This is a genomic window from Curtobacterium sp. MCLR17_039 (assembly GCF_003234745.1).
In the GTDB taxonomy this organism is placed as follows: domain Bacteria; phylum Actinomycetota; class Actinomycetes; order Actinomycetales; family Microbacteriaceae; genus Curtobacterium; species Curtobacterium flaccumfaciens.
This window is the reverse complement of the sequence record NZ_QKTF01000002.1, coordinates 190,061-203,386: the sequence shown is the minus strand read 5'-3', so window position 1 is coordinate 203,386 and position 13,326 is coordinate 190,061. Positions and strand designations below refer to the sequence as shown.

Here is a 13,326-nt window from a genome sequence, read left to right as displayed (position 1 = left end):
GGCTGGGTGTGCGGTTACGCGTCCTGGTCGCCGATGGCGGCCAGACGTGCCTCTTCGTCCGCCTGGATGGCGGACTGGATGACGGGCTCGAGGGCACCGTTCATCACGCGGTCGAGGTCGTACGCCTTGTAGCCGGTGCGGTGGTCCGCGATCCGGTTCTCCGGGAAGTTGTACGTGCGGATGCGCTCCGAACGGTCCATCCCGCGGATCTGCGACTTGCGCGCGTCCGAGGCGATCGCGTCGAGCTCCTCCTGCTGCCGCGCGAGGATGCGTGCGCGGAGCACGCGCATGCCGGCCTCGCGGTTCTGCAGCTGCGACTTCTCGTTCTGCATCGCCACCGTGATGCCCGTGGGCAGGTGGGTGATGCGGACCGCGGAGTCCGTCGTGTTGACGGACTGCCCGCCCGGGCCGGAGGACCGGTAGACGTCGATCTTGAGGTCGTTCTGGTTGATCTGGACCTCTTCGGGCTCGTCCACCTCGGGGAACACCAGCACGCCGGTGGTCGAGGTGTGGATGCGCCCCTGCGACTCGGTCTGTGGCACCCGCTGAACGCGGTGCACACCGCCCTCGTACTTCAGGTGCGCCCAGACGCCCTGGGACGGATCGGTCGTGTTCGACTTGATCGCGACCTGGACGTCCTTGTAGCCACCCAGGTCGGACTCGGTGCGCTCAAGGAGCTCGACCTTCCAGCCCTTGGTCTCGGCGTAGTGCGAGTACATGCGCAGCAGATCGGCTGCGAACAGCGCCGATTCCTCGCCGCCCTCGCCGCCCTTGATCTCCATGATGACGTCACGGCCGTCGTCGGGGTCGCGCGGGATGAGCAGCCGGCGGAGACGCTCCTGGCGCTCCGACAGCTGCTCCTCGAGCCCGGGGACCTCGTCCGCGAACGCCGCGTCTTCACGCGCGAGTTCCTGGGCGGCGGCGAGGTCGTCCCCCGCCGCCTGCCAGGCCTCGTACGCGGACTTGATCTGGTTGAGCTCGGCGTACCGCCGGTTCACCTTCTTCGCCCGGGCCGCATCGGCGTGGAGCGCGGGGTCCGACAGCTGCTGCGTCAGGTCCTCGTGTTCCGCCAGCAGCCCCGCTACCGACTCGAACACGCGTTACTCCTGGTGACCGTTGTGGTGGGCGCCGGTCGTGGGGACCGACTTCTGCACCTGCACCAGGAACTCGACGTTCGACTGCGTCTCCTTGAGGTTCCGCAGCACGATCTCGAGGGCCTGCTGCGGGTCGAGCCCGGCGAGGGCCCGGCGCAGACGCCAGGTGATCTTGACCTCGTCGGCGGAGAGCAGCTGCTCCTCGCGACGGGTACCGGAGGCGTTCACGTCGACGGCGGGGAAGATCCGCTTGTCGGCGAGGTGACGGTTCAGGCGGAGCTCCATGTTGCCGGTGCCCTTGAACTCCTCGAAGATGACCTCGTCCATCTTGGAGCCGGTCTCGACGAGCGCGGTCGCGAGGATGGTCAGCGAGCCACCGTCCTCGATGTTGCGCGCGGCACCGAAGAAGCGCTTCGGCGGGTACAGCGCCGCCGAGTCGACGCCACCGGAGAGCACGCGGCCCGACGGCGGGGTCGACAGGTTGTACGCACGGCCCAGGCGGGTGATCGAGTCGAGCAGGAGCACGACGTCGTGGCCCAGCTCCACCAGGCGCTTCGCACGCTCGATGGCGAGCTCGGCGACGGTGGTGTGGTCCTCGGCGGGACGGTCGAAGGTCGAGGCGATGACCTCGCCCTTCACCGTGCGCTGCATGTCGGTGACCTCTTCGGGCCGCTCGTCGACGAGGACGACCATCAGGTGCGCCTCGGGGTTGTTCTTGGCGACGGCGTTCGCGATGGCCTGCAGCACGACGGTCTTGCCGGCCTTCGGCGGGGACACGATGAGACCGCGCTGGCCCTTGCCGATCGGCGACACGAGGTCGATGATGCGGGTCGACAGCTTGCCCGGCTCCGTCTCGAGGCGCAGGCGCTCGTTCGGGTACAGCGGGGTGAGGTCGTTGAAGTCGACGCGGGCCGCGGCCTCGTCGGCGGACTGGCCGTTGATCGACTCGACGGCGACGAGCGCGTTGTACTTCTGGCGGCTCTGCTGCTCGCCGTCACGCGGCTGCTTGATCGAACCGACGACGGCGTCGCCCTTGCGCAGGTGGTACTTCTTCACCTGGCCGAGGGAGACGTAGACGTCGCTCGGGCCCGGCAGGTACCCGGTGGTGCGGACGAACGCGTAGTTGTCGAGGACGTCGAGGATGCCCGCGATCGGGATCAGGACGTCGTCCTCGGTGACCTCGGGCTCGAAGTCGTCGTTCTGGCCGCCACGGCCGCGCTTGCGGTCGCGCTGGCGACGGCTGCGGCCGCTCTCAGCCTCGTCGGCGTGCTGTTGCTGCTGCTGCTTCTGCTGGCCGCTGGTCTGCTGCTTCTGCTGACCGGCGTTCTGCTGCTGCTTCTGGTCGGCCTTGTCGTCCTGCTTGGCCTCGGCCTGCTTCGGCTGGTCGTTCTGCTTCTGGCCGCCGTTCTGCTGGCCGTTCTGCTGCTCGCCGCCGTTCTGCTTCGGCTGGTTCTGCTGGTCGGCGCCGTTCTGCTTCTGCTGGCCGCCGTTCTGCTGGTCGGCGCCGTTCTGCTGCTCGCCGTTCTCGGCGTTCTGCCCACGGCCACGACCGCGACCACGGCTGCGACGACCGCGACGCGAGCCGCCCTCGCCCTGCTCGGAGTTCTGGTCGCCCTGGTCGCCGGACTCGTTCTGGTCCTGGTCGGCCTGGACGGCGGACGTCGGGGCCTGCTGGCCCTGCTGGGCCGCCTGGCTCGGCTGCTCGGCCTCGGCGGGCGTCGACGCCTGCTGGCCCTGCTCGGTGCCACGCTGGTCGGTGCCACGCTGCTCGGCGTTCCGCTGGCCACGGCCACGACGCTGCGAGCCGGACTGGGCGGCTTCCTGGGCGTCCTTCTCGGCGCGGACCTGGTCGAGCCCGGCGAGGAGGTCCTCGGTGCCGGTCTGGCCGTGGTTGGTGTGCTCGGCGGCCGAGGTCGGCGCGGCGTTCACGGTGCCACCGGACGACGCGCGGCGCGAACGACGGGCACGGCTCGGGGCTGCCGACTCGGCGGGTGCCTCGGAGTCGGCGACAGGTGCCTCGGCAGCGGGCTGCGCGGGGGTCTCGGGGGGCTCCGGCAGGGTCGGCTGCTCGGTGGCGGCCGGCTCGGCGGGGGTCTCGGCGACGACGGCGGCGGCCGGGGCGGCCGGCGTCTCGTCGACGGGACGCTTGTCCTCGATGGAGGCGATCAGGTCGCCCTTGCGGAGCTTGGAGAGCCCGGTGATGCCGAGCGAGGAGGCGATGCGCTGGAGCTCCGGGAGACGGAGGGCACGCAGGTCGCTGGGGATCTCCACCTGGGCGGAGTTGTTGTCGGTCAAGGTCGGTGTTTCCTTTCGAACCGCAGAACGCGGAGAGTTTCCACCGTCCCGGATGCAGGGTGAGCATCGACCGCCGTTCAGACGACGGATCGGGATTCGGTGATCAGAAAGAGATGCACACTCGCGCACCGGACCCTGCGACGTCGCAGGAGCTGTCCTGAGGACGAGCGATCCGTACGGTTACGCGGGTTCGGCTTCGAGCGCCGAGTGCGCTGCCACTGTAGCACCACCGAGATCGACGGCCAGCATGAGCGGCCGCCAGTCGGATTCGGCGTGTCGCTGCACCAGTTCGGCGGCGGTCAGGCGCTGTGCCGGGTCGCTGCCGAGGACGAGCAGGCTCGGCCCGGCACCGGAGACCACCGCGGCGAGGCCGTGCTGCCGGAGCAACCGGATCAGGGCGTCGGTCTCGGGCATGGCGCTGGCACGGTACGCCTGGTGCAGACGGTCCTCGGTCGCGGCGAGCAGCAGCTCGGGGCTCTGGATGAGCGCGGCGACGAGCAGCGCCGAGCGGGAGACGTTGAACGCGGCGTCTGCGTGCGGGACCTGCTCGGGCTGCAGGGAGCGCGCGAGCTTGGTCGAGAGCGTCGAGGTCGGCACGAACACCACCGGGGCGACACCGCGGTGCACCAGGAGCCGCTTGTAGGCCGGGCCCTCGGCGGTCATCCACGCGATCGTCAGGCCGCCGAAGAGCGCCGGCGCGACGTTGTCCGGGTGGCCCTCCATCTCGGTGGCCAGGGTCAGGAGCGTCGAGGCGTCCAGGTCGACGATGCCCTCGAGCAGACCACGGGCAGCCATCAGCCCGGCGACGATCGCGGCGGCGGAGGAACCGAGACCGCGGCCGTGCGGGATCGCGTTCGTGGCGTGCAGCTCGAGACCGGGCTGGTCGACACCGGCGTGCTCCAGGCCCCGGCGGACCGCACGGACGACGAGGTTCGTGTCGTCCGTGGCGACCTCGCCGGCACCGACGCCCTCGACGGTGACGGTCGCGCCGGGTTCGCGGCGGACGCGCACCACGACCTCGTCGTAGAGCGAGAGCGCGAGGCCGAGCGAGTCGAAGCCGGGGCCGAGGTTCGCCGACGTGGCCGGCACCCGGACGCGCACCGCCGATCCGGTCGGCAGCACACGGACCGCCCGTCCGGCCGGTACAGCACTGCGGGCGGTCATGCCCTCACCCGGTCCGGACGAGCGGTCGGAGATCACTGCTCGCTGACCAGACCGAGCACGTCGGCGATCGACTTCGTGTCGACCGGCACGCTCGTCGGGGTGACCTCGCCGCCGTCCGGCGTGCGGAGGGCCCACTGCGGGTCCTTCAGGCCGTGGCCCGTGACCGTGATGACGACCTTCGCGCCCTTCGGCACGACACCGGCGTCGGCACGCTCGAGCAGCCCGGCGACACCGATGGCCGATGCGGGCTCGACGAACACGCCGACCTCGGCCGACAGGATGCGGTGCGCCGCGAGGATGGCCTCGTCGGTGATGGCACCGAAGTAGCCGTCGGTCTCCTGCTGCGCCTCGAGCGCGAACTGCCACGAGGCCGGGTTGCCGATGCGGATCGCCGACGCGATGGTGTCGGGGTGCCGGACGACCTCACCGTGCACGATCGGGGCGGAACCGGCGGCCTGGAACCCGAACATGCGGGGCATCTTGGTGCTGCGGCCGGCGGCGACGTCCTCGCGGTAGCCGCGCGAGTACGCGGTGTAGTTGCCCGCGTTGCCGACGGGCAGGAAGTGGAAGTCCGGTGCGTCACCGAGGACGTCGACGACCTCGAACGCGGCGGTCTTCTGCCCCTCGATGCGGTCGTTGTTGACGGAGTTGACGAGGTGCACCGGGTAGTTCGCCGCGAGGTCGCGGGCGATGTCGAGGCAGTCGTCGAAGTTGCCCTGCACCTGCAGCAGCTGGGCGTCGTGGGCGACGGCCTGGCTGAGCTTGCCCATGGCGATCTTGCCCTCGGGCACGAGCACCGCAGCGGTGATGCCGGCGTGCGTGGCGTACGCGGCGGCCGAGGCGCTGGTGTTGCCGGTCGAGGCGCAGATGACGGCCTTCGCGCCGTGCTCGACGGCCTTCGAGATCGCCATCGTCATGCCGCGGTCCTTGAACGAACCCGTCGGGTTCATGCCCTCGAACTTCACGTAGACCTCGGCGCCCGTGCGCTCGGAGAGCCGACGAGCCGGGATGAGCGGCGTGCCGCCCTCTCCGAGCGTGACGATGGGCGTCGCCTCGGTCACGTCGAGTCGGTCGGCGTACTCGCGCAGGACTCCCTGCCACTGGTGGGCCATCAGGCTTCTCTCTCTGTCCGGTGGGGTGGATCTGGTGGTGGTTCGGCTCGGTGAGCCTGCTGGTCGGCCGGGAGGCCCGTGGTCGCGTCAGCGACCGACGACGCGCAGGACGCTGGTGACGTCCAGGACGACGTCCTCGCCGCGGAGGGCGACGACGGTGTCCGCCAGGTCGGCCTCACGCGCCAGGTGAGTGCCGATGACGAGCGTCGCGGTCCCCTCGGCTGCGCCGGTGGTGGTCTGCTCGACCGTCTCGACGCTGACGCCGTGCTTCGCGAGCACGCCGGCCACGGTCGACAGCACGCCGGGGGCGTCCGTGACGTGCAGGGTGATCTGGTAGCTCGTGCGGACGGTGCCGATCGAGAACACCGGCAGCTCGGACTGCGTCGACTCGGCGACCCCCGGGCCGCCGATGACGTGCCGACGGGCCGCGGAGACCAGGTCGCCGAGGACCGCCGAGGCCGTCTCGACGCCACCGGCACCCGCGCCGTAGAACATCAGGTCACCGGCGGCCTCGGCCTCGACGAACACGGCGTTCTTCGCACCGTGCACGCTCGCGAGCGGGTGCGACTCGGGCACGAGGGCCGGGTAGACGCGGGCGCTGACGCCCTCGCGGCCGTCCTCGTCGGTCAGACGTTCGGCGGTCGCCAGGATCTTCACGACGTAGCCGGCCTTGCGGGCGGCGCGGACCTGGTCGATCGTCACGTGGGTGATGCCCTCGCGGTGCACGGCGGCGAGCGGCACGGAGGTGTGGAACGCCAGCGAGGCCAGGATCGCGGCCTTCTGCGCGGCGTCGTAGCCCTCGACGTCGGCGGTCGGGTCGGCCTCGGCGTACCCGAGTTCCGTCGCGGTGGCCAGGGCGTCCTCGAACGTGGAACCCTTGCGGTCCATCAGGTCGAGGATGAAGTTCGTGGTGCCGTTGACGATGCCCATGATCCGGACGATGCGGTCACCGGCGAGCGAGTCGTGCAGCGGACGGATGATCGGGATCGCCCCGGCCACGGCGGCCTCGTAGTAGAGCTGCGCGCCGACCTGCTCGGCCGCGGCGAAGAGCTCCGGGCCGTGGGTCGCGAGCAGCGCCTTGTTGCCGGTGACGACGTCCGCGCCGGACTGCAGGGCCTGGAGCACGAGGGTGCGCGCCGGCTCGATGCCGCCGATGAGCTCGACCACGATGTCCGCGCCGAGGATGAGCGATGCAGCGTCCGTGGTGAAGAGCTCCGCCGGCAGGTCGACGTCGCGCTGCGCGTCCACGTCGCGCACGGCGATCCCGACCAGCTCCAGCCCGGCACCGGCGCGCGAGGCCAGCTCGTCGCCGTGCTCGAGGAGCAGTCGCGCGACCTGGGAACCGACCGAGCCGGCCCCGAGCAGCGCGACACGGACGTTGCGGTATTCGATCATCTGGTAGCGGTTCCTGTCGGTGGGGGTGCGCCCTGCGGGGTGGGCGGACCCGGTCGGGTCGGGGGTCAGCGGCCGGTGCCGTCGGCGGGCGCGGCGGCGACCCCGGTGTCACGGGCGAGGAGGTCGTCGATCGTCTCGCCCCGCACGAGGATACGGGCTGCGCCGTCCGCGACGGCGACGACCGGCGGGCGGCCCACGTGGTTGTAGTTGCTCGACAGCGCCCAGCAGTAGGCACCGGTGGCCGCCACGGCCAGCAGGTCGCCACGCTGCACGTCGCCGGGCAGGTACTCGTCGTCCACCACGACGTCGCCGCTCTCGCAGTGCTTGCCGACGACGCGGCTCAGCACCGGCGGGGCGTCGGAGGTGCGGGCGAGCCGGGCCGTGTAGTCGGCGCCGTACAGCGCGGGACGGATGTTGTCGCTCATCCCGCCGTCGACCGAGACGTACGTGCGGGTCGCGCTGCCGCCGTCGTCGGTCTCGAGCGTGACCGGCTTGATCGTGCCGACGCGGTAGAGCGTCACCCCGGGCGGGCCGATGATGTAGCGGCCCGGCTCGACGGCGATGTCCGGCACCGGGATGCCGCGCTCGGCGCAGGCCTCGCCGATGATCGTGGCCAGTGCGTCGGCGACGTCCTCGGGGGCGAAGGCCGAGTCGGCCTCCGTGTAGTCGATCCCCCAGCCGCCGCCGAGGTTCAGCTCGGGCACCGGACCGGAGGCCACGAGCGTCGCGTGCACGTCCATCAGTCGGCGTGCGGCCTCGCGGAAGCCGGCGTCGTCGAAGATCTGCGAACCGATGTGCGAGTGCAGCCCGACGAAGGCGAGCGAGGGCTCGGCGCGGACGGCTGCCGCGGCCTCGACGGCCTCGGACAGCGGGATGCCGAACTTCTGGTCCTCGCGAGCGGTCGCCAGGTACTCGTGCGTGGACGCGTGCACGCCGGTGTTGATCCGGATGCGGACGCGCTGCACGACCCCGGCGTCGGCGGCGGCACGGGCGACTCGCTGCACCTCTTCGTGGCTGTCGAGCACGATCGTGCCGATGCCGACCTCGACCGCGCGGGTGATCTCGGCGTCGGACTTGTCGTTGCCGTGGAAGCCGAGCCGGCCGGGGTCGATGCCGCCGGCTAGGGCGACCGCGAGCTCGCCTGCGGTGCAGACGTCCACGCGCAGGTCGGCCTCGGCCATCCACGCGACGACCTGCGTCGTCAGGAAGGCCTTGCCGGCGTAGTAGACGTGCGCGTGGCTGCCGATGCGCTCGAACGCCTCGGCGAACGCGTTCCGCACGCGGACGGCGCGGGACTGGACGTCACGCTCGTCGACGACGTACAGGGGCGTGCCGAACTGCGCGACCAGGTCCGTCGCGCTGATGCCGCCGATCGCCAGGGTGCCGTCGTCGGTCCGCGTCGCGGACGCGGGCCAGATGCGGTCCACCAGTTCGGAGGCGTCCGTCGGGAACCGCAGCCGCGGCGGTGCAAGGGGGTTCTCGCTCACGGGACCCGATCCTACCGACGCGAGCCGTTCCTCCAGGCCGCGTTACGCACCCGTCCGCTCAGCCGCAGCTGCCGACGGTCCGCAGGCCGTCCTCGTTGAGCGGCAGCGCGTCCGCGGTGATCCGGACCGTCGCGTCCGACTTCGACACGTCGAGCGAGCGCACCCGCAGCGCCTCGGGCAGGAACTGCGCGGTGCAGACTTGCACCGGGACACCGGTGACGCCCGGGATCGAGTCGACCTTGAGGCCGAGGTCGGAGTTCGTGATCCGGACGCTCTCCGGGGTGATGGTGATGCCGCGGCCGTCGTCCTGCGCGACGACGGCCCCCTTCGCCGCGTAGGTGATGTCGTAGCCGAGCACCGACGACGACCCCGTGAGTTCGACGCCGCCGTCGACCAGGTTCAGCCGGTCGAACAGCGGGCTGTACTTCGCCAGGTCCTTGACGCTCGACGACGCCAGGGTGACCGTGCCGTCGACGTCGCGGACGTCGCCCTTGCCGTCCACCGGGACGTCCTGTGCGGTGACGTCGGCGGCGAGCGGGATGCCGTCGACCGTGAGCTTCGCCGAGGAGATCTCGACGCGGTCGAGGGTGCCGCTGATGAGCTGCGGGATGACGATGCCCTCGGCGTGGGCGTCGACCTCGCCGGTCGTGCCGTCCGGCAGCGACTGCTCGACCTGCTGGGCGATGATCCGGTCGACGACGCCGCGCAGCACGAACTCGGCGATCACGACGAGGGCGGCGAGCACGACGACGACCACGAGCAGGACGACGGGCCAGCGGCGGCGCGTGGTGGGGCGTTCGGTGGCTGCGGGCATGCGTCCTACCCTGCCAGTCCGGGCTGCGGCCCAGCTGCGGCCGGGATGCAAAACACCGGTGTTCGCGCTCGACACCGCGGAATGCGGGTGTTCGGTGCGCGAACACCGGTGTTTTGCGGAAGGAGTACCGCTACATGCGGGACGGCGCCGACACGCCGAGCAGGCCGAGGCCGTTGCGGACGACCTGCCCGGTGGCGTCGTTCAGCCACAGGCGCGTGCGGTGCAGGTCGGTCACGGGCTCGTCGCCGAGGGGCGTGACACGGCAGGAGTCGTACCAGCGGTGGTACAGGCCGGCCAGCTGCTCGATGTACCGCGCGATGCGGTGCGGCTCGCGCAGCTCGGCGGCGTGCCGGACCACCCGCGGGTACTCGGCGAGGGCTCCGAGGAGCGCGCTCTCGGACTCGTGGGTCAGCAGCGACGCGTCGAACACGGACCGGTCGACCCCGGCCGCCGCGGCGTTCCGGGCCACCGACTGCGTGCGTGCGTGGGCGTACTGCACGTAGAAGACGGGGTTGTCGTTCGTGCGCTTGGTGAGCAGGTCGAGGTCGATGTCGATCGCGGTGTCGCTGGCGAACCGGACCAGGGCGTACCGGCCGGCGTCGACACCGACGGCGTCGACGAGGTCCTCCATCGTGACGATGGTGCCGTTGCGCTTCGACATGCGCATCGGTTCGCCGTCCTTGAGCAGGTTGACCATCTGCCCGATCAGGATCTCGAGGTTCTTGCCCGGCTCGTCCCCGAACGCGGCGCACATCGCCATCATCCGGCCGACGTAGCCGTGGTGGTCGGCGCCGAGCATGATCAGGTTCCGCTCGAACCCGCGCTCGCGCTTGTCGAGGTAGTACGCCAGGTCGCCGGCGATGTACGCGGGCTCGCCGTCCGACTTGATGACGACGCGGTCGCGGTCGTCGCCGAAGTCGGTCGTGCGGAGCCACTCGGCGCCCTCGGCCTCGTACATCACGCCGGCCGACCGCAGTCGGGCGATGGCACGCTCGACGGCCTTCGACTCGTGCAGGGCGTTCTCGTGGAAGTAAACGTCGAAGTCGACGCCGAAGTCGTGCAGCGACGACTTGATGTCCGCGAACATGAAGTCGACGCCCTCGCGACGGAAGAGCTCCTGCGCCTCGTCGCGCGGAAGGTCGCGGACGTCGATGCCCGGCTCGAGGGTCGCGATGACCCGTGCGGCGATCTCGGCGATGTAGGCGCCGCCGTAGCCGTCCTCGGGCGTGGGCTCACCGAGTGCGCTGGCGACGAGGGAGCGGGCGAACCGGTCGATCTGCGCGCCGTGGTCGTTGAAGTAGTACTCGCGGGTGACGAGCCCGCCCTGCGCCTGGAACACGCGGGCCAGGCTGTCGCCGACTGCGGCCCACCGCACGCCGCCCATGTGGATCGGGCCGGTGGGGTTGGCGGAGACGAACTCCAGGTTGATCCGGACGCCGTCGTACAGGTCGCCGGTACCGAAGGACTCGCCGCCGTCCACGATGGTGCGCGCGATCTCACCCGCGGCGGCGGCCTCGAGCGTGATGTTGATGAAGCCGGGGCCGGCGACGTCGACCGAGTCCACGCCGTCGAGCTCGGTCAGCTCGCCGGCGATCTCGGTCGCGAGCTCGCGCGGGTTCGTGCCGAGCCGCTTCGCGAGCTGCATGGCGGCGTTCGAGGCCCAGTCGCCGTGGGCGCGGTTCTTCGGACGCTCGAGCACCACGTGGGACTCCTCGATCGTCACGGTCTCGGACGCGCCTCGGCGCTCGACGATCCCGGTCAGGATCGACAGGTACGCGGCGGAGAGTTCGGCAGGAGTCACGAGGACCGATCCTACCGGGACGCCCAGGTCCGCACCGGTCGATGCAGCATCATGTCGGGATGACCCCCCGCAGCCGTGCCCGGGCGCTCACCGTCGCCACCCTCACCACCGCAGCAGCCGTCGTGCTCGCCGGGTGCTCGGGCGGCGGGGACAGCACCCCGTCGGCCACCGCGACCCCGGCGGGCAAGCCGGTGTCCGAGACCTGCGCGGAGCTCCTGCCGACCAGCGCGCTGTCCGTGTACGGGCAGACCTTCGAGATCGACGACTCCTTCACCCCGGCGAAGGGCTCCCCCGCTGCGACCATCGCGAAGCAGCAGGGTCGCGTGTGCCGGTTCGTCAGCACCGACGCGGACGCCACGGCGATCACGCTCGCGGTCGCCGACCTGCCTGAGAAGTCGCTCACCAACCTGAAGGACGCCCTGTACGAGCGGGGCGGGTCCGTCCCCACCTACCGGGTGGAGGGGTACTTCGCCCTGAGCGGCGACGTCGGCCGTGCGGACGCCTTCGCCGACCCGTACTGGATCACCGCGCAGTCGACGCTGTTCACCGAGCCGGGCGGGGCGCAGCCCGTCGTCGACGCGGTGCGGGCCGCGCTGCAGCCGTCCGCGTCGGCCACGGCCACGCCCGCGGGCTGACCCGCGCTGCGGCCGCGCACGGTGCGAGGCCGCCGTCCGGTGCGAGGTTGCGCACGTGGTGCGCGGCTCGCAACGCTGCACGGGACACGGAACCTCGCACGGGAACGCGACGCTCGCACGGTGCGGACGGGAGGCCCGTGGCGGGCCCGCACCGCGCCTCCAGGCCGCCCGTCGTCACGTCCACGGCGCGACACGCGCTGTCCAGGACCACCCGCCGGACCTGCTACGGTTGTTGACACCCCTTGGCCCCCATAGCTCAGGGGATAGAGCACTGCCCTCCGGAGGCAGGGGCGGAGGTTCGAATCCTCCTGGGGGCACTGGAAATCGCCGGCCAAGGTGACGTCTCCGCTTCGCGGAGTCGGCACCGGCCGATGTCGCCTGCGGCGACCTTTCCCCGTTGAGACTCCTCCGGGTGCGTCGCCGTCTCGTGGCTGGGTGCCTCGGGTCTGCCCGGTAGCGTTCGGGCATGACGATGACGTTCCCGGTGCCCGGAGTCCACGCACTGCGGGGCGGACCGGTGCTCCGGTGGGGTGTGATCGGCCCCGGGGAGATCGCGAACGACTTCACGACGACGCTGCACGCGAACTCCGACCAGCGCGTCGTCGCCGTGGGCTCCCGCTCCCCCGAGCGTGCCGCGGCCTTCGCCGCCCGCCACGGCGTGCCCGGGGTGCACGGCTCCTACGAGGCCCTCGTGGCGGACCCCGCCGTCGACGTGGTCTACGTCGCCTCGCCGCACCCGCAGCACCTCGGGCACGCACTGCTCGCGATCGCCGCCGGCAAGCACGTGCTCGTCGAGAAGCCGATGACGACCTCGGCGGCGGACACCCGCACCCTCGCCGACGCCGCACGGGCTGCGGGTGTCCTCGCGATGGAGGCGATGTGGACCCGGTACCTGCCGGGCACCACCGTCGTCGCGCGTCTGCTCGCGGACGGGGTCCTCGGCGACGTCCGCCTCGCGACGGTCGACGTCGGGTGGCCGCACGACCCGGACCCGGCCGACCGGATGTTCGACCCCGCCGCCGGAGGGGGTGCCCTCCTCGACGCCGGTGTGTACGGGCACTGGTTCGCACGCTTCGCCACCGGCGCCCCGGTGACCAGCAGCACGACGGGGGCGGTCTCGGATCGCGGGGTGGACCTCCAGTCCGTCACGGTGTCGACGGCGGAGGGTGGCGCGCAGTCGGTGGTGACCACGTCGATGACGGCGTGGACGCCGGGGCTGGCGGTGATCGCCGGGAGCCGGGCCACGGTCCGGTACACCGACCACTTCGTGTTCCCCGCGTCGTTCGCGGTGCACCACCCGGGTGGGGAGGACCACTGGGAGGAGCCGACGGGGCTGCGGGGTCGTCAGGGACTCGTGTGGCAGGCCGTGGCGCTCGCGCAGTACGTGGCTGACGGTCGCACGGAGTCGCCGGTGCACTCGCTGGACGACTCGATCGGGGTCGCGGCGGCGCTCGACGCGGCACGTGCGGCGCTCGGCCCGACCGGTGCGGCACCGTCCGTTCCCGAGCAGGACACCTCGACCCTCTAGG

At 71.6% G+C, this 13,326-nt stretch carries 10 protein-coding genes and 1 tRNA gene; 3 read left to right on the top strand and 8 right to left on the bottom strand.

All coding sequences use genetic code 11. The features are described 5' to 3' along the window. Positions 1–14 precede the first annotated feature (14 nt). From prfA to argS, 8 genes are all read right to left on the bottom strand, one after another. Positions 15–1,097, bottom strand: coding sequence for a peptide chain release factor 1 (gene prfA / locus DEJ00_RS02905; protein ID WP_017885756.1), 1,083 nt, complete (start codon positions 1,095–1,097; stop codon positions 15–17). Between the two features lie 3 nt (positions 1,098–1,100). Beyond that, positions 1,101–3,389, bottom strand: a complete 2,289-nt coding sequence (rho, locus tag DEJ00_RS02900; protein WP_111056371.1) for a transcription termination factor Rho — start codon at positions 3,387–3,389, stop codon at positions 1,101–1,103. 180 nt (positions 3,390–3,569) lie between these two features. Then, a complete protein-coding gene (thrB, locus tag DEJ00_RS02895; RefSeq protein WP_181440074.1) occupies positions 3,570–4,553 on the bottom strand; it encodes a homoserine kinase in 984 nt (327 codons plus the stop codon). Between the two features lie 32 nt (positions 4,554–4,585). Next, the gene (gene thrC / locus DEJ00_RS02890) at positions 4,586–5,665 is read right to left on the bottom strand and encodes a threonine synthase (protein WP_111056370.1); all 1,080 of its coding nucleotides are present in this window, start codon (positions 5,663–5,665) and stop codon (positions 4,586–4,588) included. An 87-nt stretch (positions 5,666–5,752) separates the two neighbouring features. Next, positions 5,753–7,060, bottom strand: a complete 1,308-nt coding sequence (locus DEJ00_RS02885; RefSeq protein ID WP_111056369.1) for a homoserine dehydrogenase — start codon at positions 7,058–7,060, stop codon at positions 5,753–5,755. A gap of 65 nt (positions 7,061–7,125) precedes the next feature. After that, positions 7,126–8,547, bottom strand: a complete 1,422-nt coding sequence (gene lysA / locus DEJ00_RS02880) for a diaminopimelate decarboxylase (RefSeq protein WP_111056368.1) — start codon at positions 8,545–8,547, stop codon at positions 7,126–7,128. 58 nt (positions 8,548–8,605) lie between these two features. Continuing rightward, on the bottom strand, positions 8,606–9,361 hold the full coding sequence (locus tag DEJ00_RS02875) for an LmeA family phospholipid-binding protein (protein ID WP_027465792.1): 756 nt from the start codon (positions 9,359–9,361) through the stop codon (positions 8,606–8,608). Between the two features lie 130 nt (positions 9,362–9,491). Beyond that, positions 9,492–11,162, bottom strand: a complete 1,671-nt coding sequence (gene argS, locus DEJ00_RS02870) for an arginine--tRNA ligase (protein ID WP_056068838.1) — start codon at positions 11,160–11,162, stop codon at positions 9,492–9,494. A gap of 59 nt (positions 11,163–11,221) precedes the next feature. Here argS and DEJ00_RS02865 point away from each other — a divergent pair, with 59 nt between their 5' ends. From DEJ00_RS02865 to DEJ00_RS02855, 3 genes are all read left to right on the top strand, one after another. Continuing rightward, on the top strand, positions 11,222–11,797 hold the full coding sequence (locus tag DEJ00_RS02865; RefSeq protein ID WP_111056367.1) for a hypothetical protein: 576 nt from the start codon (positions 11,222–11,224) through the stop codon (positions 11,795–11,797). 245 nt (positions 11,798–12,042) lie between these two features. Continuing rightward, a tRNA-Arg gene (locus tag DEJ00_RS02860) sits at positions 12,043–12,114 on the top strand. Positions 12,115–12,263: 149 nt separating this feature from the next. Continuing rightward, positions 12,264–13,325 (top strand): Gfo/Idh/MocA family protein, encoded by a 1,062-nt coding sequence (locus tag DEJ00_RS02855; RefSeq protein ID WP_258373508.1) that lies wholly within the window; start codon positions 12,264–12,266, stop codon positions 13,323–13,325. Position 13,326 lies beyond the last annotated feature (1 nt).